Source organism: Thalassospira sp., from assembly GCF_030690045.1.
Classification (GTDB): Bacteria; Pseudomonadota; Alphaproteobacteria; order Rhodospirillales; family Thalassospiraceae; genus Thalassospira.
Genome location: NZ_JAUYHK010000010.1, coordinates 213,627 through 232,943 on the forward strand (window position 1 = coordinate 213,627; position 19,317 = coordinate 232,943).

General features: G+C 57.8%; 22 protein-coding genes. 3 read left to right on the plus strand and 19 right to left on the minus strand.

What is annotated here, in order from left to right; all coding sequences use genetic code 11:
- Positions 1-2 precede the first annotated feature (2 nt).
- The 7 genes from Q8O73_RS05665 to Q8O73_RS05695 form a co-directional block, all read right to left on the minus strand.
- Positions 3-452 (minus strand): hypothetical protein, encoded by a 450-nt coding sequence (locus tag Q8O73_RS05665; RefSeq protein ID WP_305556237.1) that lies wholly within the window; start codon positions 450-452, stop codon positions 3-5.
- Positions 452-2,365: a hypothetical protein gene (locus Q8O73_RS05670; RefSeq protein ID WP_305556240.1), complete on the minus strand. Its 1,914-nt coding sequence runs from the start codon at positions 2,363-2,365 to the stop codon at positions 452-454. The genes Q8O73_RS05665 and Q8O73_RS05670 overlap by 1 nt, the downstream gene beginning before the upstream one ends.
- The gene (locus Q8O73_RS05675; protein ID WP_305556243.1) at positions 2,365-2,949 is read right to left on the minus strand and encodes a hypothetical protein; all 585 of its coding nucleotides are present in this window, start codon (positions 2,947-2,949) and stop codon (positions 2,365-2,367) included. Before Q8O73_RS05675 ends, Q8O73_RS05670 begins: the two co-directional genes overlap by 1 nt.
- A gap of 104 nt (positions 2,950-3,053) precedes the next feature.
- Positions 3,054-3,710: a phage tail protein gene (locus Q8O73_RS05680; RefSeq protein ID WP_305556246.1), complete on the minus strand. Its 657-nt coding sequence runs from the start codon at positions 3,708-3,710 to the stop codon at positions 3,054-3,056.
- Positions 3,711-3,791: 81 nt separating this feature from the next.
- Positions 3,792-4,316, minus strand: a complete 525-nt coding sequence (locus Q8O73_RS05685) for a phage tail protein (RefSeq protein ID WP_305556249.1) — start codon at positions 4,314-4,316, stop codon at positions 3,792-3,794.
- Positions 4,317-4,404: 88 nt separating this feature from the next.
- Complete coding sequence (locus Q8O73_RS05690; protein ID WP_305556252.1) at positions 4,405-4,680, minus strand: hypothetical protein; 276 nt, start codon at positions 4,678-4,680, stop codon at positions 4,405-4,407.
- 33 nt (positions 4,681-4,713) lie between these two features.
- Positions 4,714-5,529: a phage capsid protein gene (locus Q8O73_RS05695; RefSeq protein WP_305556255.1), complete on the minus strand. Its 816-nt coding sequence runs from the start codon at positions 5,527-5,529 to the stop codon at positions 4,714-4,716.
- A 149-nt stretch (positions 5,530-5,678) separates the two neighbouring features.
- On the opposite strand from Q8O73_RS05695, the gene Q8O73_RS05700 reads away from it, so the two are divergent.
- Complete coding sequence (locus Q8O73_RS05700) at positions 5,679-6,455, plus strand: hypothetical protein (protein ID WP_305556258.1); 777 nt, start codon at positions 5,679-5,681, stop codon at positions 6,453-6,455.
- 6 nt (positions 6,456-6,461) lie between these two features.
- On the opposite strand, the gene Q8O73_RS05705 is transcribed toward Q8O73_RS05700, so the two are convergent.
- The 4 genes from Q8O73_RS05705 to Q8O73_RS05720 are packed head-to-tail and all read right to left on the minus strand — an operon-like array spanning position 6,462 to position 9,313.
- Complete coding sequence (locus Q8O73_RS05705) at positions 6,462-7,163, minus strand: hypothetical protein (protein WP_305556260.1); 702 nt, start codon at positions 7,161-7,163, stop codon at positions 6,462-6,464.
- The gene (locus Q8O73_RS05710) at positions 7,160-7,432 is read right to left on the minus strand and encodes a hypothetical protein (protein WP_305556262.1); all 273 of its coding nucleotides are present in this window, start codon (positions 7,430-7,432) and stop codon (positions 7,160-7,162) included. The genes Q8O73_RS05705 and Q8O73_RS05710 overlap by 4 nt, the downstream gene beginning before the upstream one ends.
- The gene (locus tag Q8O73_RS05715) at positions 7,429-9,081 is read right to left on the minus strand and encodes a portal protein (protein WP_305556264.1); all 1,653 of its coding nucleotides are present in this window, start codon (positions 9,079-9,081) and stop codon (positions 7,429-7,431) included. Before Q8O73_RS05715 ends, Q8O73_RS05710 begins: the two co-directional genes overlap by 4 nt.
- Positions 9,082-9,085: 4 nt before the next feature.
- Positions 9,086-9,313 (minus strand): hypothetical protein, encoded by a 228-nt coding sequence (locus tag Q8O73_RS05720; RefSeq protein WP_305556266.1) that lies wholly within the window; start codon positions 9,311-9,313, stop codon positions 9,086-9,088.
- Between Q8O73_RS05720 and Q8O73_RS05725 the strand changes: the two genes are divergently transcribed.
- Complete coding sequence (locus Q8O73_RS05725) at positions 9,312-9,620, plus strand: hypothetical protein (protein ID WP_305556268.1); 309 nt, start codon at positions 9,312-9,314, stop codon at positions 9,618-9,620. The two genes, Q8O73_RS05720 and Q8O73_RS05725, sit on opposite strands and share 2 nt — an antisense overlap.
- Here Q8O73_RS05725 and Q8O73_RS05730 read toward each other — a convergent pair.
- The 3 genes from Q8O73_RS05730 to Q8O73_RS05740 all read right to left on the minus strand — a co-directional run bounded on the left by Q8O73_RS05730 (position 9,575) and on the right by Q8O73_RS05740 (position 11,216).
- Positions 9,575-9,994: a hypothetical protein gene (locus Q8O73_RS05730; protein WP_305556271.1), complete on the minus strand. Its 420-nt coding sequence runs from the start codon at positions 9,992-9,994 to the stop codon at positions 9,575-9,577. The two genes, Q8O73_RS05725 and Q8O73_RS05730, sit on opposite strands and share 46 nt — an antisense overlap.
- Positions 9,982-10,431, minus strand: a complete 450-nt coding sequence (locus Q8O73_RS05735; RefSeq protein ID WP_305556273.1) for a hypothetical protein — start codon at positions 10,429-10,431, stop codon at positions 9,982-9,984. Before Q8O73_RS05735 ends, Q8O73_RS05730 begins: the two co-directional genes overlap by 13 nt.
- 308 nt (positions 10,432-10,739) lie before the next feature.
- A complete protein-coding gene (locus Q8O73_RS05740; RefSeq protein WP_305556275.1) occupies positions 10,740-11,216 on the minus strand; it encodes a hypothetical protein in 477 nt (158 codons plus the stop codon).
- A 595-nt stretch (positions 11,217-11,811) separates the two neighbouring features.
- Between Q8O73_RS05740 and Q8O73_RS05745 the strand changes: the two genes are divergently transcribed.
- Positions 11,812-12,432 (plus strand): helix-turn-helix transcriptional regulator, encoded by a 621-nt coding sequence (locus Q8O73_RS05745; RefSeq protein WP_305556277.1) that lies wholly within the window; start codon positions 11,812-11,814, stop codon positions 12,430-12,432.
- A 128-nt stretch (positions 12,433-12,560) separates the two neighbouring features.
- On the opposite strand, the gene Q8O73_RS05750 is transcribed toward Q8O73_RS05745, so the two are convergent.
- The 5 genes from Q8O73_RS05750 to Q8O73_RS05770 all read right to left on the minus strand — a co-directional run bounded on the left by Q8O73_RS05750 (position 12,561) and on the right by Q8O73_RS05770 (position 19,236).
- Positions 12,561-13,379 carry an inositol monophosphatase gene (locus Q8O73_RS05750; RefSeq protein WP_305556279.1) on the minus strand — a complete coding sequence of 273 codons (819 nt, stop codon included), beginning with the start codon at positions 13,377-13,379 and terminating at the stop codon, positions 12,561-12,563.
- A gap of 34 nt (positions 13,380-13,413) precedes the next feature.
- The gene (locus Q8O73_RS05755) at positions 13,414-14,511 is read right to left on the minus strand and encodes an ABC transporter ATP-binding protein (RefSeq protein WP_305556281.1); all 1,098 of its coding nucleotides are present in this window, start codon (positions 14,509-14,511) and stop codon (positions 13,414-13,416) included.
- Positions 14,508-16,742 (minus strand): iron ABC transporter permease, encoded by a 2,235-nt coding sequence (locus Q8O73_RS05760; RefSeq protein ID WP_305556339.1) that lies wholly within the window; start codon positions 16,740-16,742, stop codon positions 14,508-14,510. The genes Q8O73_RS05755 and Q8O73_RS05760 overlap by 4 nt, the downstream gene beginning before the upstream one ends.
- Positions 16,743-16,852: 110 nt before the next feature.
- Entirely contained in the window at positions 16,853-17,884 is a 1,032-nt protein-coding gene (locus tag Q8O73_RS05765) for an ABC transporter substrate-binding protein (RefSeq protein ID WP_305556283.1), read from the minus strand.
- A gap of 305 nt (positions 17,885-18,189) precedes the next feature.
- Positions 18,190-19,236, minus strand: a complete 1,047-nt coding sequence (locus tag Q8O73_RS05770) for a LacI family DNA-binding transcriptional regulator (RefSeq protein WP_305556286.1) — start codon at positions 19,234-19,236, stop codon at positions 18,190-18,192.
- Positions 19,237-19,317 lie beyond the last annotated feature (81 nt).

Sequence of the window (19,317 nt, forward strand, 5' to 3'; positions counted from 1 at the left end):
TCCTATCCCCCAAAACCATTGCGCGATGCAAACCACGATGTCAGCCGCGCCAGCGTCTCGTTGCGACTGGATGACAGCAAGGATTGCTGCTGATAGGCGGCATTGCGGTTCAGACGTTCGGCCTGCAAGGCGGCGGTTTGCGCATCCTCCGCATCGCCGTCCAGCACCCGTCGGCGCAACCCGGCCAGAACCGCCGCGGCCGACCCGGCCCCGCCCGCCTGCAATCCCGCCCCGCCCTGCCGGGCGCGCTGGGTGGCCTCGGCGATCCGGGCCTGTTCGGCCCTTTGCCGGGCGCGCTGTTGCTGTTCACTTTGCAGGGCGGCAATCTGTGCCGCACGGTCTGCCTCTGTCTGGGCGCTGGCGGCCTGTGCGCTGCTGCGCCGGGCCGAAATTTCGCGCCCGGTCTGCACGGCCGATATCGCCATCGGCGCCAATGATGCAAAAGCCCCCATCAGTCATTCACCCCCAATTCGCAACTCACTGCCAAAAGACAAAAAGGCCGGGGAAAATCCCCGGCAATCCGCCATACTGATTCCGATCCCCCGCGCCGCCATCCCAGGGCGCGGACCGTCACATCGCCATCAAACAATCCCCCCGGCCGGTCCAGAACCCGGCCATCGCCCCGGCGACGCAAGGGCACATCGCGAAGGCCTCGCCCGACGTCAATTTTCAAACTTGCCGTTTGATGCAAACGAAGGGTCGCGGCAATCAGCCGAACCGCATTGCCGCCATGCGGGCGCGACCCGTCCGCCCCGACCGGTGGCAAAGGTTCAATCACATGTTCAAAGGCAAACCCGACCATCATGCTGTGGCTGGCGACCGGCACACTCAGACTGCCGCCCGCAACCGCAATGTCGCCAAACATCCGGTCATCGGCCCAAACGGCCAGTGTCAATCCGTCAAAATGCCGCAAATCGCCCCAATGGCGGCGCGACGGCGATGCTTCGGCAAGGGTTTTGCGGCTGGCGCAATCAAACCCGCAAGACGCATCGAAACATTCCAGAAAAAACCGCCCGGCCCGTTCGCACACCACATAAACCACCCCGCCCGATACCGCGATGGCGCGAAAGGCTCCGGCGGTTTTTTGCAAGCTCCAGGCCGTCACCGCTTCGCTGCGATAGGCGGTCAGGGTGGCCATGCTGCCGTCCGTCATCACCACATGCAACAAACGCCGGTCCGCGTCATAGGCCTGATCGCGCGGGCGATTGATCAGATGCCCCGATAACAGCGCCAGATCGGCCGCGCCATAGGCCTGTTCAACATCGGTAAACAGAAATTCGCGAATTTCGCGGCCATTGCGGGCGGCAAAAATCGTCGCCCCGTCAATGCTGACCGGCGGCACATTGCGGTCGGTCTGGCTGCCAATCCGGGTTTGCCGGGTAATCTGGACATTTTTCGGGGTCAACGGGTCCCCCGTCACCATCCATTCCGACCCGCTGGTAAACACCTGCAAATGCCGCCCGGCAAACACCGCGACAATCGCATTGACCTGATCGGCCAGCAGGCCAAATTCAATCGCTTCATCATCCAGACCCTCGCCGGGATCGAAATTGAACAGATCGCCCGATTTCGACATCCAGATCCGGTTGGGCAAATCCCGCGACCCGCCGATAATCATCCGGTCCTGATGAAATGTCACACTGCGCGGCCAGCCCCGCATCGCCGAAAACGCCGCCTCCTGAAAATCCTGTGTCGGTCCGGCATCGGGCAGGGCGGCTTTCAGAACCATCGTCGCGCTGCGCGGCCCGGCCACCGCATTCAATGTCGCCTCCACCCCGTTAATCCGCCACAACGTCCCGACATGACCGACCTCAAACACATCTTCATTCACGCTGGCCGTGATGGTGCCATTGATCCCCGATGGTGTCAGGATGGTGTCGGCGGCGGCGAATTTGTAAAACGGCAAAAACACATGCGTTCCATCGGTTCGCCACGCCCATGTCGTCATGCGCCAATCCTCAACACCGTGCCGGGTCAGACGCACCGGCGGGCACTCGGGATGCACGATCAACAAACTGTCCGCACTTTGCGTCCAGCTCAGATGCGCCAGATGCTCTGCCGCCCACGGGCTTTCAAAATACGTCACCGCCTTGACATCTTCAAAAACCGCCACCCGATTGGCGCTTAACACCAGCAAATAGGTCTGCTCGCTATTGAACTCAAACGCCACCAGCCGGGTGACACCGGGCAGGGTGGCGACAAAGCGCAACCCGTCACGGCGGCGCACCCCGCCCGAAGGTTCCACCACCACATTTTGCAACACCGCCGCCCCGTTGGCATAGGCCGCCAGATCGCCACGCCCATACAGGGACGGGGCCAGCGCCCCGGCCGAAAAGGCGGTTTTTTCCAGAATACGCCGCGCCATCACAACCGGGCCTCCAACAGGGTGAAATCACGAATGGCATGCGGGGTCGATTGCTGCGCATCGGCCAGACGCGCCTGACGGAACAATTCATCGGCGCGTTTGGACAGATAATCGGCCCGGCTGGTACTTTCGGTCAGCGGCAGGCAAAATTCCGCCGCCAGCCGCGCAATCAACGCCAGATCAAACCACGCCGGAAACGACGCCTCGGGCAACCGCCCGACATACTGCAAATAAACCCGCGCAGCCCGGCCCGCCGGACACGAAACCGCCTGATGGCGCAATTCAAACCGGGCAATATCCCCGCCTGCCCCGCTTAACGACAATAACCGGATAAAATCACCAGGCAGCGCAAACAAACTGTCGCCCTCATCATCCGCATCATTCCCGCCCTCCCCCAACCGCGACAACCAGCCACCCCGCGCGGCAAACCGCCACGGATACCCGGCCAGCATCCCGTCGCGGAGGACGGGATACAACATCGCGGCCACCTCCGCCTCGGTGGTTTCCTCGGCAAAAGACGCAATCGGCGCCGCCCCGATCATCACCAATGCGCGGGCGCACAGGGCTACATCGCTTAAGGCCATGATTTTTTTCCTGTTGTGATTGGGTGATATTTTGCAGGGTGATTGCCCCCGTCGGGCACATGAAAAAACGGAGCCCGGAAAACCGGGCCCCGCCAATCGTTTCATCAGGCTTGGCTGGCAGCCGCCACCGGATAAAACGCCTTGATCGCATAGGTCATGGCAATGTTACGCGGGCGGGTTTCATCGGCAACCCGAACAGCATTTGAAGCGTTAATGCGCAATCCATTCGCTGCAGTGCTTCCCGTGCCATTTCTATTGCTTGGCCCGGAGATAATCTCAAAAATACCGGTTGGAGCACTCGCATTTGCATTGTTAAGATACACCTCACCTTCAAAATTCTGAACAGCATCAAGCTGCACCGAACCGAAAGTACGATCCACATCTACACCACGACCATCGTCAAACCCGCGAATAAATTCGCCGCGCAGATCGGGCAGGTTAAAGGTACTGACCTGATTGCCATGCCCCCAAAGGGTGCCGATGGTTGCAAACAGATCGGCATAGTCAGTCCGGGAAACCGCCGAACCATCACACACCAGCCAACCTTCCGGCGGGGTCGGCATGGCAAAGGCTGAAACCGAACCGATTTCGGCCCCAAAACCACTGCCGGAACCGCCACCATTGCCGCCACCGGAACCACCCTGCGCAATCAGGGCGTTGATCGCCTGCAAAAGCTGGGTGTCATCCTGACGATCCGGGGCGATATTTGCGGCCAGAACAACGTTCAGGACTTCGCTGGCAACCGGGGTATTACACTGCATGGATATTCTCCTTATTCAGAACATAAAAAAACCCGGCAGCGGAATGCTGCCGGGCCGAGGGAAATGGTTAGAGGCGTATAATCAGACCTTGATGATGTAGTTCAGCACCAAGAAAGGCTGCATATTGTTGTGCGGCTGGTCGCCGCCTTGGAAAGAGCCTGTGGAAGCCAGATTACTATAGTCTTCACTACCCGATCCGATCCCTTCACCCCCTGTCGCCGAAACCCGAACCAAACTGTAAAAAGAATTTCCCCAAGCATGTTCGTGTCGTGGCATCTCATCAACGGTAAGCTGATGCATTTCCGCACCACCAAAACCGCCCAACACCCGATCCGCAAGGCCCTCACCCTGCCCGGCACCTACCGGAATTCGCCCCCGAAGATCGGGAAGTTTGAAAAGCCCTTCTTCGGATGCCTGACCATAGATGGTGCCGATTTGGGCGAAAAGATTTGCGTAGTCAGTCGCACTGACTTCCGCGCCATCGCACAACAGATACCCCTGCGGGGCAACTGAGCCTGCGAACGGCAGCACAGATGCGGTCGGAACCGCAATCGGGGCGAACTGGTCAATATCGGTTTCATAACAAATGGTAATGGTATCGCTCATGTCATTCTCCTTGCTTGGACATAAAAAAACCGCCCCTGAAATCAGGAACGGGTCGGGAAAAGAAAATCAAAATCGGTGACTGTGCCGATCAGTCCGTATTGCTCGTCCCCACCGCCGTCATATCGCGGACATCGACAAGGTTGGGCGCCGAACTGGCGACGATGAACAACCCGCCCGACATGCCGCCATCGCGGTTGGTATTGGCGATGATGAAATCGCCCACCCGCAACATGTCGCGGGCATCGTTGAAATAGCCGGTGGTATCGACATCCACCGCGAAATCCGGGGTGATATAATGCCAAAGCGTAAAGCCGTTGGCATAGGCCAGAACGCTCAGATTCCGGGCCTTGAAACCTTCTGCCATCTTAAAACTCCTGTCTGGAAAATCGGGGAAAAATCATTCCTTGGCCTGAAGGCAGGTCACACCGCCGCCATCAATCAGGCACGCCCCCTGGCTCATGGAATTATTGACGAAATGCGCCGCATGGTCGCCGTGCCAGGTGATGTCGGATTGCACATCCGCGCCAATCGCATGGCCAATCGCGGTGCGGTGATACCAGAAACACGAGCGGATATTTGCCGCCACCGGCAGGCCGGAATGGGGCATCCACAATGTTCCAAGCCAACGTTTGGCCTGTGTCCCCTTCCACGGCAGATCGTCATCGCCGACATAATCGCTGCTGGCAAATTCCCGGATCGCCAGCAAGTCCGACCATTGTTTCCAGCCGACAATCGCATAACGTTGCCCGTCATCGGGCACATCGCGCGCCCCCATGCCTTCAAACGCCGACAAGATTTTGGCAAGTGTCAGCCCCTCATCCTGATCGGCAATCACATCCAGCGTCCCCGACAGGGCATTGATGATCAGCTCGTCGGTTTTCCGGCCCAGCGCCCATGCCCCGGCATTGGCCAGCACCATTTTTTCATCATGGTTGATCTTGAGTTCATCAAGCGCATCGACCCAGTCCCCGGCATAATAATCGCGCAAATCACACCGCACGCTGTCATGATCCAGATTCATCACCGGCACCTTGCCGTGGCGCGATTTGGTGGTTGCCACCCCCTTGCCGACTTTTTGAAAAACGGTGGTCGCGCCCTTGACGGCGTTTTTCACCCGTACCGTATTGCGCAATTTCGATCCCATGCGCTGATAGGCCTGATGCACATCGGCCTGAAAATGATCGACAAAACCTTGATCAATACTGTCACTCATATTGCCTGCTTTCCTGTTGCTGTTAAATCAGGGCGGAAATGCCTTAATTGCCGCCGTTTCGGTCATTTTATGGTCATGCTTTGGTGGTTGTGTGTGGCCTCTCCGGTTTTCTCCGGATCTGTTGCAATATCCCTGACCGGAGACCTTCCATGCGCATGCGCACCTATGCGATCCTGATTCTGATCGGTGCCGGGGCGGCATCCATTGCCGCCCTGCCCTACACGCCGATTCCGGCGCATTATCACGCCTTTACCGACCGTCTTTCCGCCCTTGCCGGGTTTGGGGCCGACCGCATCCGCGCCCGCGTCCTGCCCGCTCTGGAACAGGAACTGACCGAATTTGGTCTGGCGATTGGCACCCCGGTTTATCTGCGGGTGTTTACGCTTGAGAAAAATCTCGAAGTCTGGCTGCGGGCCAATAATGGCCGCTATCAATTATTCAAAAACCTGACCCTGTGCGGCGATGACGATTCTGCCGCCCGTTCCCTGCCGGAAAATGCCGGCGGGGTGCCGGTCGGCATCTATCGCGTCTCGCGCGACGACCTGATCCCCAACAGCCCGCACCATCTTGCCGTCAATCTGATCCCCCTTCCCGACAGCAGCCCCGACACCGACAATGCACAGGATCAAACCGCCATTCTTCAGGGGGCCTGTGCCAATGAAACCGCCCTGGCGCTGGATAACAGCGATATCGAACCGGTATGGCTGTTGGTTGATGCCGCCCTGCGCGCCGGATTGCCCAACGTGCCGGTGCATGTCTTTGACCAGCAATATCAAAATGACGATGTCGTCGATCTCGGCGATGATGCGATGGATGCCGCCCCGGCACCGGGGCTCTATGATGTCTATGCCGCCTTTGAACGCCGCCGCATTCCGCCAGATGTTCATAAAACCGGCGGGCGCTATCAGGTCGGAAATGGCGGGTAAATCCCCCTATTCAGACCGCTCCTGCAACCGCCCAAAGGCCGCCCGGACCTCGGCGACAATCCCCGGATCACCATCGCGCCAATACCGCGGATCATTCATCAGGCGGCGAATGCGCCCCCGGTCATCTTCGCCGCCCGCCCCATCGGACAGCGTCGTCAATCCCGGTTCACGGTCCTGCATCATCAGGCGATACATCGCCTGCACCCCCGCCGCCGTTTCGCCCAGCGCGTCATAGGCCGCCGGGGGCAAGGCGGTTTTGCCCCATTGCGCAATTTGCGGTGCGATTTTGGCCCAGCCGGCCGCCCCGCCAAAGACGCCTTCCAGGATCTGGCGCTCCGCCCCGGCCTGTTGGTGCAACCCGGCCTGTTGCGTCATCTGTTGCGAAAGCGGCACCAGGATTTCGGCGGCAAGATCATAAACCAGTTGCACCTGATCGGGGGTAAAACCCGCCGCATGCAGCCGGTGATTGACCGCCTCATCCACACCGCCCAGTTCATCGGCCACCGCAATCCGGTACTCCTCCGGCGTTTCAGGCACACCCAGTTCGCGGTAAAAGGCCTGTTTCTCAGCATCGCTGCTGTCTGCCCCCGGCAGGCGCACCATGCGGGCGGTATCCTCAACAAATGCCGTTTCCCCGCCCGTCATCGCGGCGGAAACGGCATCCAGGGCAATATCGGCACCCTGTTCCCCTGAAACCGGATCAGTCATCTGTTTTTCCTTTCAGAACCCTGCGCCATCTGACGCATTTGCAAGACAAGGGCACGTTGCCCTTCCAGCATCCATAACGCCCGGTCCCCGGCATCGGGGCCAAGGACGCGATCAAGTGTCATCGCCCGCAAATCACCCAAAACAACCGCGCCATCCGCACCGCCCAGACAACGCTGCCAGATCTTGCGCCGCATCTGATCGACGTTTGCGGCGTCATCTGCGGCTGGATCGTCCGACATTTGCGGATTGAACCAGTGCCAGCCGGTCATGATGCACCCCCGCCCAATTCCACCATCCCGGCAAGTTCCGTCACAATGTCGGCAATCGCTATGTCGGGCATCTCGGGCATAACCGGACGCAACAAATGTTCCGGCACGCCAAACTGTTCGGCCAGCCAGCCGACCGTGCGGTCCAGATCAATCCGCGCCATCGCATCCGGTCCCAACCCGCCCAGCCGGATCAACCAGTCCAGCGTCTGTGCCGCCTGCACCCGCCTTGGCAATTGCGCCATCGGGGCGGCATGGCGCAACCGCACCACATCGCCCTCCAGCGGTATTTCCGGCAACACCCCGCGCCGGGTCAGGATATGCACCGCCCGGCGCATCAGGGGAAACAGCAATTCCGCCTGCAACCGGCCATAGGTCGCGCCCAGCAACCGGCTGTTTTCTGCGGCCCGTTCCAGAACCTCGGTCGCCGTCATGCGCGGGGCCTCCATCGGGGTCAGACGATCCGCCAGCAAACAGCGCCGGATACGGTCGCGCAAATCCTGCAATACCAGGTCCGACACATCAAACCGCCCCGGCGCGTCCAGCGGTTTCAACCCCGCCGATCCGACCGCCTTGGGAATGATGCTGCCCGGCACCAGCCGCACAGTGGCGGGGTTCAGAATCCCGTCATCGTCGGCCTGCCAGATACCGGTCACGGCGATCGAGGCATTTTTCAAAATCAGTTCCACCACCTTGTTGGCGGTCTTGATATCGGGCAATGCCTTCATCACCGGCGACCTGCCATAAATCTCGCCCGGTGCCTTCAACCAGCGAAAGGCGATATAGGGCGAAACGGCAAAGCGGTCGACCGCAATCAGGCCATCGCCCCCCGCCGCCCCGCCATCCTCGTAAAACACCGCCAGATCATAACCGCCCGCGCCATCCATACCGCCCGTCCCGCTCGCCACCGGCAAGACCGCCTCGATCAGACTCCATTTGCGCGTGGCGGCATCCCCGCCATTTGCCCCGGCCCCATTCCCGGCCCCGCTCGCCCCATCGGGCAAGGGTGCATCGGGCCATCGCGCCCGGATATCGCCAAGCCCCAGATGCAATTTGCGAAACACCGCATCCAGCGCCCCGTCGGCCCGTTCCTCAAATGCCAGTTCGCGCACCGGAATGCTGGCAAATCGCAATGCGGACGCGGTGCCAAACGGCGACTCTTCCAGCCGCAAACAGGCCGTTCCGACCGTCACCAGATCCAGAAACGCCTGATGGATTTCAACACTGAAATTCGACCGTTCAAAATGCCCGTCAATGATCCGCACCGCCTGCGCCAGACTGTCGGCCAAAACCGCCCGATCATTCTCTGGCACCGCCGCCCCGCATTCCAGATCGAACCAGCCACCACCCGGCGGGGTGATTTCGGCCAGAAGACTGGCGGCAAGCTGCTCGACCGCATCGGGGGCCGTGGCATCAAACACCCGGTCAAACCGGCGATTGCCCTCCTGCCCGCCACCCGATGCGCCAGATGCACCGGACACACTCCCGCCAGACGCACCTTCCCCGCGCTGCGGCAGGGCGAATTCATAACATTCCTGCCAATGCCGTTGCCAGTTCTGCCGTCGCGCCACGGCCCGGCGATACCGGCCGCGCAATCCATCCACATCGGGCCGCATCCGGTCTGCGGTCTGCATCTTGTCCAACAATGCCATCCCCCTATTCCCCCAAAAGGTTCTTGCCGCCACCTGTCGCGGCCGCATTTGCACCGGTCGCACCTGTCACTGCCGCCGTAACCGCACCGGGTTGCAACAACCCGCGATACCCGGTCGCAATCAATCCGGCCCGGCCATAGCTGCGCCGTCTTTGCGCTTCCAGTCGCGCCTGTCGGGCGGCCTCAACCGCACTTTGCACCGGGTCGTCCGGCGGACTGACGGCAACCGGCATGGCGCTTGCCACCGGTTGCGGCTTTGGCCCTGAAAACAAACTTCCCATCACGCTTTTCCTTTCCATGCATCCCAAACGCAAAAACCCGCAAGGCGTGAACCTTGCGGGTTTTTCATCCGGGCGCATTTGTCCCGTTGACTTTTCTCTTATGCCACAGCCAAAAGAACAAATCAAGAACTTTTTTCGCAAAAAAGCAAAAAACTTTTGCCCCCGGCCTTTCCCTTTCCCTGAAATCGGGAATCCATATTTAGTTCCAACAGGTTACGCCGCTATCCCCAAACGCTCCTGCCGCACCAAAAACCGGTAAAGCTGCCATGGCGTGACAATCCCCACCCCGGAAATCCCCGTCAGCCGTTTGACAAATTCGACACAACTAAACGGCCCGATCCGCACCTGTTTTGCCACCTCGCCCGGATACGGCACCCACACGCATTGATGCCCGATTCCCCGGTAAAACGCCGCCGGATCAAACAAAACCGAATAATGCCAGACCTCGCAGCGCACCCGGTGGCTTTGCGGATCAAGGCAAATCCATTCCCCGGCCCGCGCGCCGGGAAACAGCACAAAACAATGCCGGAATCCCGGCTTTAACAGCCTCAAAAACCGTTTTTCCGGAGCATCGCCAAACACCACCAGAATATCCTGTTCCGGCACGGTTTCCGCCCCGCTCACATATGACATGGCGGCAACTCCCAAATCATCGGGCAGGGTTTCAGGGAATTTTCGTTCAAATCGTCTTCGATGTCGGGACCCGGCACGACAATGCCGCGCCCGATCAGCACGATCTCCAGGGCATCCAGCGCCTCGCGCCACAGGATATCCTTGCGGGCTTCATCCGCCCGGCGCGAATCGGGCAGACGTTCGACAAGCCCGTAATATTCCAGAACCTGCAAATGCGCCTGCGCCAAAATCCCCTCACGGTGCAACCGCTTGACCGCATTATAGATATCATCGGGATCACAGGGGCGAATCACATCGCCCGCCCCGGCCATCACCCGCGCCCCCTCAACCCGCGAGGACTGACACCGCACGAACCAGAACCATGCCTGCCGGGCACTTGAAAACGCGGTGGGTGTTCCCTGAATCAGCGGTTTGGGAAAATGTTTTTTCTGTTTCATGCTGCTGCCTCCTGACAAATGCGCAACAAGGCGCACGCGCCGCCCGACAAACCGGCGGCCTGATGCAAAATCCGGCGCAAAAGCGCGGTTTCAAACTGGGTTTTGTTTCATGTCGTCAGGGGAAAAGCAGAGACAATCGGCCAACCTTCGCGACCCGCCCCTGCCCGGTATGCCAGCCTGCGGATGCAGCTTCCCCGGTGACACACAACCTGTAATCCCTTTTTGTTCTTTTTGTAAAGGATTTTTTTCCTACTATTCTGAATACATGACGCCGTCAAACTGAACTGCCAATCTCGCAACAAAGCTATTTAACTAGATGATTTTGATTGCCGCCGAGAAAGGCACTTTTGCCATTTCAGAAGGGCCGCATATGCCTCATGAATGTCATCCGCAGTTCTCTGAACTTGTTCCGAATTCATCTCTTTGTGACGGAACTCACGGAACGGGCGAGAAGAAACATTAATTGATGTTTCTGGCGTTGCTCCAGTAATCCAAGTGTTATGGAAAACCTCGTTTCGCTCTTTTCTGGCGGCTTTAATGAGAGAAATTAAACGGTCAATTTGAGGTTTTTCGTCAGGAAAAATATCGACAAGTAGCGATTTCAATAACCCAACAAGCCGATCTGGGCCGGTGTTTTTTAGAAGGTATTCTGCGGTTTTGGGTTTATCAGCAAGAGCTTTATGAATCGTTCTCTCAATATGTTGTTCAAGCCGAGAGGAATGAGCAGCGACATTTGCGATTGCAAAATGAAAATCGTCAGAAAGATGGTCGAACTTTTTCACCATGTCGAACTCCGATCAAAAAGAAGATGAAGTCTAAAGGCGAGGAAATCCAGGCAACCCTGACGGAGCGTCTAACACCTCCTGAAGGTCATCGACTGCCTTCTGGATCAATTGACGAACCTCGCTCACTTGATCCTCTGACTGAGATAGAGCGCCGTGCACGTCAATTTCCAAGACAATACGCGGGGATTTCTGGCGAATGACGTGTACCTTTTCGGATTCTGGTTCGCCTACTGTGCCATTTACGTGGACATACCAATCCTGATTAGGGCCAGTGTCGTAAACCATTAGCATTCCTCCCTTGATGTAATAGGAAAGAATGCTCTGCTCACATCAACTCAGAGTCAACGCTTCTGAAAAGCTTTAGACTTCAGCAATCCGCCGATAGCTATGACGCTTGCCACAGATGGCTTGGTGAAGTTGCTCCCCACGTTTTGCATCGGAAATCTTGAGCACAGCGCGTTAGCTGTAACGGAAATCAAATTGCGGCACTGATGCATTCAAGCATAATACTGCCCAATACAACTTTCTGCGTAGATCGACCTTTTAAAGGAATTTATTCCTTCCCCCGCCTCCCGCCACCCGCTAATATCTCGGCATGATCCGGCATGACCAAATATGGGCGGCGCTTGATAAAATCGCCGAAGATCACGGGCTGTCCCCTTCGGGGCTGGCCCGGTTAGCACAGCTTGACCCGACCACATTCAACCGGTCCAAACGGGTAACGACGGCGGGAAAATCGCGTTGGCCCTCGACCGAAAGCATCGCCAAGGTGTTATCCGTCACCAATGTGACATTCCGCGAATTTTCCGAACTGATGGATGGCAACGGGGCCGGGCGGGTGCCGGTAATCGGCTTTGCCCAGGCCGGGAATCGCGGCTTTTTTGACGATGCCGGGTATCCGGTTGGCGGCGCATGGGAAGACATCACCTTTCCCGCCCTGCATGATCCGACCGCCTATGGCTTGCGGATTTCGGGCGAGTCGATGAGCCCGGTTTTCCGCGATGGCGATCTGATCATTGTCTCCCCGGCGTCCAACATCCGCCCGCATGACCGGGTGGTGGTCAAAACCATCGACGGCGAAGTGATGGCCAAGGAACTGGTGCGGCGCGGCGCGATGGGGATCGAGCTTAAATCCTTCAACCCCGATTACGAAAACCGCTATATCCCCGCCGACCAGATCGACTGGATCGCCCGGGTGTTGTGGTGCAGTCAGTAGGCGGAATGCCTGCGATGGCAATATCACCGCAATCTGAATATCTGCCAAAGCTCCACACTGCCCCGGTGTCCTGCCGATCATGAAACCATGAAATCGTGACAAAACACCGGGGCGGTGTGGCATTGGGGTTATTTCACCCCGGTCATTTTCGACAATTGGGCCGCAACATTCGGCCCCGCCACCAAAATCGGCGCACCGCTTTCAAGGCTGTCTGGCTGATCAAGGAAATCGCTGCACCAGCCACCGGCCTCTTTCATCAGGACAATCCCCGCCATGCAATCCCATGAATTGATGTGCGGTTCAAAATAGCCGATCAGCCGCCCCGCCGCCGCATAGGACATCATCAGCGCACAGGACCCGTTGCGGATAAACATCCCCTCGCGGTCAATCAGATCGGTCATGAACGGGATCAGGGCATCGCTGCCAACCCGGTGCGACATGCCAATCCCCATCACCCCGGCATTGACATTATTTACCGGGTTGGCCTTGACCGGATCACCATTAACCGTCGTGCCTTCCCCGGTCATGGCGGCAAATAATTCATTGCCATTGGGTTCATAGACAAGGCCGATCACCGCTTCCTTGCCAATCATCAGCGCCACCGAAATGCACCATGTCGGCATTTTATTGACAAAGCAGGCGGTGCCGTCAATCGGATCAATCACCCACAAACAGTCATTATCGCCGCGCGTAATGCCCATTTCCTCGCCCAGAAACCCGTCTTCGGGAAAGGCATCGGCGATGCGGTCGCGGATGATCGCCTCGACATTCTTGTCGGCAATCGACACCACATCAAGCGGATTGGTCTTGGTTTCCACCACCAGTTCATCCACCCGGCGATAATAATCCATCGCCACCTTCCCGGCTTCTTTCATCACCGCCTTGGCATGTTCAAACCGGGCGTCGATATCAATGTTTTTACGGCTTTCGCTGCTTGACTGGACCACGAAGGGTCTCCTTTCTCTGGGTGTCTTCAAGATGTTAATTTTTCGGCACCAGTGCCAGACCGCGCCGTGAAAATCCAATGCCGACATCGCGGCCAGCGGCAATCGGCGTATCGATCAGGCCATCAATGACAAAAAGCGGCCCTAACGGGGTATCCACGCTGTAATGCATCTGACTACCAAGATAAGTTGCATGGGTAATGTGACCCTTTAACGACATTTCCCCTGCGGTGGCGGTGGGGACCGGGTCAAGGGCAGTCAGTTGCACCGCATCGGGGCGCACCGCCACCCTGATCGGGCCGGGCCGGTATCCACGATGGGGCAATTCCTGCGTCACCCCGCCCAGATCCACCACGGCATAATCGCCGGAAATCTCGCGAATTTCGGCTTCGACCAGATTGGCATCGCCAATAAAATCGGCAATGAAGGCCGAGGCCGGTTGTTCATACAATTCGCGCGGCGTGCCTTGCTGGGCAATCACCGCATTATTCATCACAATGATCCGGTCCGACACCGCAAGGGCTTCTTCCTGATCATGGGTGACATACACCGCCGTCAGGCCCAGTTCCTGTTGCAAATCGCGGATTTCGGTGCGGACATGGCGGCGCAGCTTGGCATCAAGGTTTGACAGGGGTTCGTCCAGCAACAAAACCTCCGGCTCCAGAACAAGGGCGCGCGCCACCGCCACCCGTTGTTGCTGCCCGCCCGATAATTCGGATGGCAGACGGTCGCCATAGCCCGCCAGCCCGACCAGACGCAGGCCTTCTTCGGCCTTTTCGCGGGTTTCGGCCTTGCTGTTGCCGCTCACCGACAGGCCATAACCGACATTTTCCGCCACACTCATATGGGGAAACAGGGCATAGGACTGAAACACCATGCTGACATCGCGGTCTGTGGCGGGCAATTGCGTCACATCCTTGCCACCAATCAAAATCCGCCCGGACGACGCATGTTCCAGCCCGGCAATCATGCGCAAGGTTGTGGTTTTGCCACAGCCGCTGGGCCCCAAAAGGGTAACAAGTTCGCCCGGCTGAATGTCAAAGGACACATTGTCAATCGCCAGAACCGACCCCCGGCCATAGGTCTTGGTGACATTTTCAAAAACCACCGATCCGGCGCGATATTTAAGTGTCATGAACGTTTCTCCCTTAAGATCGGGGATGTTTCTCCCCCGTTTGCGCCGGTATCTGTATCGGTATCATTGATCCGGTCTTCGCGGCGCAGGCGCCGTTTGCCAACCGCAAGCTGCACCGAAACAATGGCCGCCAGCATCACCACAATCAGCACCGAACAATAGGCAATCGCCACCCCGTACCGGCCATTTTCCACCAGACCGATGATATAGGATGTCGCCATATTATGATCGGCACTGACCAAAAAGATCACGGCACTGACCGAGGTAATGGCCCGCACAAAGCTGTAAACCAAAGCCGCGACAATCGCCGGGCGTAGCAGGGGCAAAATCACCCGGCGAAAGGTGGTGAAACTGTTGGCCCCAAGGGTCAGGGAGGCTTCGTCAAGGCTGCGGTCAAGCTGGCTCATGGCGGCAATCCCGCCGCGCACCCCGACCGGCATATTGCGGAAAATAAAGCAGATCACAAGGATTACCCCGGTGCCGGTCAGCTCCAAAGGCGGCACATTGAACGCCAGAATATAACTGACCCCAATCACCGTGCCGGGAATGGCAAAGCTCAGCATCGTGCCAAATTCAAAGGCATTCTTGCCCCTGAAATTCTGCCGCACCAGCAAATAGGCGGTGGTCAGGCCGACAATCGCCGTTAGCGGGGCGGCAATCGCCGAAATACTGATGGTGGTCCAAAGCGAATCCCACGCCGCCCCCGACCAGACAATGCCATGATCGCCAATCGCCACCCCGAACGCATCGCGGTAATTGGCAAGGGTCAGGGAATTGTCAAAACCAAATCGCCGGACAAAACCGCCATAAAAAATCATGGCATAAATCACCACGGTGAAAATCGCCCACGGAATGACCGTGGCATAACAAACGATTTTCAGCCCGCGATTAAGCCCGACATGCGCCCCGTTATCGGCCTTTCCCGACACGGTGGCATAGGATTTCCGGCCCAGCCAGAACCGCTGGGCGGCAAAGGCCGACAGGGTGAAAAACAACAGAACCACGGCCAGCACCGCCGCCCGGCCCTGATCATTTTGCGCCCCGACAATGGCAAAGAAAATTTCGGTAGACAGCACATCATAATTGCCGCCCAGCACCATCGGGTTGCCAAAATCGGCCATGCTTTCGATGAAACTCAGCAAAAAGGCATTCGCCAGCCCCGGCCGCATCAGCGGCAGCGACACCTGCGTAAAGGTTTGCCAGCGATTGGCGCGCAAGGTTTGCGATGCTTCTTCCATCGACGGGCTGACCCCCTCGACAACACCAATCAGAACCAGAAAAGAAATCGGGGTGAAGGACAAGGTCTGCGCCAGCCATATCCCAGGGAGGCCATAAAGCCACCGGCCTGCCTCCACCCCGAGCAGATCGGAAAAGAACTGCGTCGCAGCCCCCGATCTGCCAAAAAGAAGAATAAGCGCCAGACCAATCACAAAAGGCGGTGTGATGATCGGCAAAACGGTCAAAACCCGCAGGGATTTTTTCCAGCGAAAGGCGGTGCGTGTCACCACCAGCGCAAAGGTCAGCCCCAAAAGGGTGGTCGATGTTGCCGTCAGAATCGCCAGAATGGCCGTATTCCACGCCACCCCGCAATAGCCGCCCGACAGGCACCCTACCCCCCAGACACCATTATTGAAAAAATTCCGCGCAAACGCCGCCCCGGACAAGGCACCGTCATAATCGACAAAACCACCGACCAGAATGCGCGACACCGGGAAAAACACAAACACCGCCACCAGTGCCACGACAACGCCAATCGCCGATGTCACAAACACATCGCCGCGCATTGCCCCGGCGGCGGCCAACCCGGTACACAACAGCACCAGAAAACTGGCCGCACAAAACAACGCACCATAGCCCAGCCCGTATTGCCGCACATCCAACGGCCCGAACAGGCTTTCCAAAAAGCCAAATCCCCAGCCGGAAATACCAATGGCAAAGCCCTGAACCAGCAGATAAACCAGCCCGCCCATACCCGACAGGATCAGGATCCGGGCATAATTGCGGTCCTGCCGCGCCACGCGCAGCAACGCCAAAGGCAGGATCAGGAAAATCGCCAACGGCAATAACCAGCCCCGGTCATACAGGGTGGCTTGCAAAATTGCCGGGGCGTAATCGGCATAAAACGGATAACCATCCGTCAGCCATTCCAGCGTCCAGAACCCGTATTCCTGTTGATACCACGGTAAAATCAGGAAACCGGTCCAGCCCGCCAACAGCCAGAACCACAGCATTCGGTTCACGGGGAAACTCCTGTCGTCTTGTCAGATCGCATATGGCGACCATGCCGGGGTCACACTGCCCCGGCATGCCGTTATCGGAAAGATCGGATCACAGCCCGCCGTTATTGCGGGGCCGTTTTGATCTCTTCATCCCAGCGCGACAACAGACTGCGACGCACTTCCGCCGAACCATATTTGGCAAAGTCGTAATCAATCAGCTTGATATCTTCCAGACGCGGGGCCGCTTCGGGAATGCGCGATGCCGAATTGGACGGCACCTGATAGCTGCCACCATCTTCGGCAATCGATTGTGCCTTGGCACTCAGGGCGAATTCATACCAGATTTTGGCATTTTCCAGATTGCGTGCGCCTTTGATGATGCTCATGGAACCGACTTCATACCCCGTGCCTTCGCAAGGCGGCACAATCGTCAATTCCGCCCCCTGTTTGACCTGGGATACCATGTCATGCATGAAAGTGATGCCAATCGTGGTTTCCCCCACGGCGGCCGCCTTGATCGGGGCCGAACCCGATTTGGTGTATTGATTGATGTTTTTATGCATGTCCATCAGGAAGGCAAAGGCTTCTTCTTCGCCAAACAACTGCACCAATGTCGCAAGGGCGGTATAGGACGTGCCCGATGAATTGGGGTTGGCCATCTGGATTTCACCCTTATAGGCTGGATCGGCCAGATCCTTCCAGCATTTGGGTTCCGGCAGGCCCTTGCTTTGCAAAAGCGGGGTGTTATAGCCAATACCCAACGCCCCGGCATAAATGCCGACCGTGCGGAAATTGGCGTTTTCGGCCTGCCGCACCGCCCAATCCTGAAGCTGGTCCAGGGTGGGAGATTTATATTCTTCGGTCAGGTCTTCGGCGGCTGCCTGCAAATGCGGGTCCCCCGTACCACCCCACCAGATATCGATTTTCGGGTTGCTGGCTTCGGCACGAACCTGGGCATAAGCCTCGCCGGAACTTTTGCGGACCATCGACACATCAATGTCATGCTCCAGTTCAAACGCGGTTTCCATCAATTCGCACCATTCATTATCAGCCGAGCAAATCACATTCAGCCGCCCGGCCGCCTGTGCGGAAAACGCCATCATCGTCGCCGCAGCAACACATGCAGAACCCAGCAATACATTTTTCAAGGTCATTTTATTCCTCCCTATGGCATTTCGTTGAATGCACACGTGTGCGCAACTCACGCGCAGCGCACGCACTGGAATTATTAAATCACAAATTCTGACAAATGACAGAAAAATTCTATTTTTCTGTCATAAAAATGTCATTTATCATTATAGTGATTTGATATTTAAAGAATAAATCTGAAATCTTTCTCAAGCTGGACAGTCTGCATTTAATCCTGCCCTGCATCCGGTTAGCGAATGGTGCAGCGCACACGTGTGCGCAACAAGGCAGAAACCCGCGAGTCAGATCGCCCGGTCGCCCGTTTACCGTTTCAAACCGTTTCGCGGCGCACCAGTTCAACCGGCAGGATCAGGCGCTCATCGCGGATGACCTCGCCCGCAATTCGTTGTTTAAGGCGGCCAATCGTCAAGGCCGCCAGCCGGGCCGGGCTTTGGGCAATCGTGGTCAGGCGATAGGCACGCTGCCCGGCGGCAACAATATCGTCAAACCCGACAATCGCCAGATCGTCGGGCACCTTAAGCCCCAATTCAAACCGTGCGGCATCCATCAGGCCCAGTGCGATGTGATCCTTGCCGCAAAAGATCGCATCGGGCGCATTTTCCTTGCCCAAAAATTTCAGCCCGGCCTGAAACCCGCCGTCGTAATCGGCACTATTGCACGACAGCGGGGTAAAACTGACCGCCCCGCTTGCCAATTCGGGGGCGATGGCGGCGACAAAGGCCTCGCCCCTTGCATTGCCGCTATAAGTCCCGCCGCGCATGTTCAAAAACCCCAGACGGCGTTTCCCGGACGCCAGCAAAATTTCCGCCGCCAGTTGCCCACCCGCGATATTATCGCAATTAATCACATCGGCCCCCTCCAGCAACCCGGCCCGATTGACCAGAACTACCGGCACATCGCGGCGCAGGAAATGCTGGCCAATGGCGGGCGGCGGGCTTCCGGATGTCACGACAATTCCGGCAATCTGATATTGCAGCAAATTCAACATCGATGTTTCCATCAATGCCGGGTCGGACACATCAATCACCAGCGGCCGAAATCCGGCCTGCTGGATGGCGGCGATCAGATGGTCCAGAAATTCAACGCGAAACGGGTCCGACAGCCCAGATGTCACCAACCCGATCAAATCGCTTTTGCGGGTATTCATCGACCGGGCGATCTTGTTGATCTGGTATCCCAACCGCTCGGCGGTGGCGACCACACGGTCGCGGGTGGCCTCCGATATCCGGCTATCCCCCGACAAACAGCGCGACACGGTGGATCGCGCCACCCCGGCCTCACGCGCCACATCGGCCGATGTTACCGTATGATGCCGCAGGACCGGTGCCGCCACCGTCCCGTTTTTTGGTTTGCTCACGGTCTTTTCCCCTGTCCACCCGTCATGGCCGCATTGGCAGGACATCCGGCCTGCCCCTACCCCGCTGGGTCATTTTAGCCA

Coding starts and splice junctions, on each gene's coding strand:
- Q8O73_RS05665 (WP_305556237.1), bottom strand. CDS start 452: ATGGGGGCTTTTGCATCATTGGCGCCGATGGCGATATCGGCCGTGCAG.
- Q8O73_RS05670 (WP_305556240.1), bottom strand. CDS start 2,365: ATGGCGCGGCGTATTCTGGAAAAAACCGCCTTTTCGGCCGGGGCGCTG.
- Q8O73_RS05675 (WP_305556243.1), bottom strand. CDS start 2,949: ATGGCCTTAAGCGATGTAGCCCTGTGCGCCCGCGCATTGGTGATGATC.
- Q8O73_RS05680 (WP_305556246.1), bottom strand. CDS start 3,710: ATGCAGTGTAATACCCCGGTTGCCAGCGAAGTCCTGAACGTTGTTCTG.
- Q8O73_RS05685 (WP_305556249.1), bottom strand. CDS start 4,316: ATGAGCGATACCATTACCATTTGTTATGAAACCGATATTGACCAGTTC.
- Q8O73_RS05690 (WP_305556252.1), bottom strand. CDS start 4,680: ATGGCAGAAGGTTTCAAGGCCCGGAATCTGAGCGTTCTGGCCTATGCC.
- Q8O73_RS05695 (WP_305556255.1), bottom strand. CDS start 5,529: ATGAGTGACAGTATTGATCAAGGTTTTGTCGATCATTTTCAGGCCGAT.
- Q8O73_RS05700 (WP_305556258.1), top strand. CDS start 5,679: ATGCGCATGCGCACCTATGCGATCCTGATTCTGATCGGTGCCGGGGCG.
- Q8O73_RS05705 (WP_305556260.1), bottom strand. CDS start 7,163: ATGACTGATCCGGTTTCAGGGGAACAGGGTGCCGATATTGCCCTGGAT.
- Q8O73_RS05710 (WP_305556262.1), bottom strand. CDS start 7,432: ATGACCGGCTGGCACTGGTTCAATCCGCAAATGTCGGACGATCCAGCC.
- Q8O73_RS05715 (WP_305556264.1), bottom strand. CDS start 9,081: ATGGCATTGTTGGACAAGATGCAGACCGCAGACCGGATGCGGCCCGAT.
- Q8O73_RS05725 (WP_305556268.1), top strand. CDS start 9,312: ATGGCGCTTGCCACCGGTTGCGGCTTTGGCCCTGAAAACAAACTTCCC.
- Q8O73_RS05720 (WP_305556266.1), bottom strand. CDS start 9,313: ATGCCGGTTGCCGTCAGTCCGCCGGACGACCCGGTGCAAAGTGCGGTT.
- Q8O73_RS05730 (WP_305556271.1), bottom strand. CDS start 9,994: ATGTCATATGTGAGCGGGGCGGAAACCGTGCCGGAACAGGATATTCTG.
- Q8O73_RS05735 (WP_305556273.1), bottom strand. CDS start 10,431: ATGAAACAGAAAAAACATTTTCCCAAACCGCTGATTCAGGGAACACCC.
- Q8O73_RS05740 (WP_305556275.1), bottom strand. CDS start 11,216: ATGGTGAAAAAGTTCGACCATCTTTCTGACGATTTTCATTTTGCAATC.
- Q8O73_RS05745 (WP_305556277.1), top strand. CDS start 11,812: ATGATCCGGCATGACCAAATATGGGCGGCGCTTGATAAAATCGCCGAA.
- Q8O73_RS05755 (WP_305556281.1), bottom strand. CDS start 14,511: ATGACACTTAAATATCGCGCCGGATCGGTGGTTTTTGAAAATGTCACC.
- Q8O73_RS05760 (WP_305556339.1), bottom strand. CDS start 16,742: ATGCTGTGGTTCTGGCTGTTGGCGGGCTGGACCGGTTTCCTGATTTTA.
- Q8O73_RS05765 (WP_305556283.1), bottom strand. CDS start 17,884: ATGACCTTGAAAAATGTATTGCTGGGTTCTGCATGTGTTGCTGCGGCG.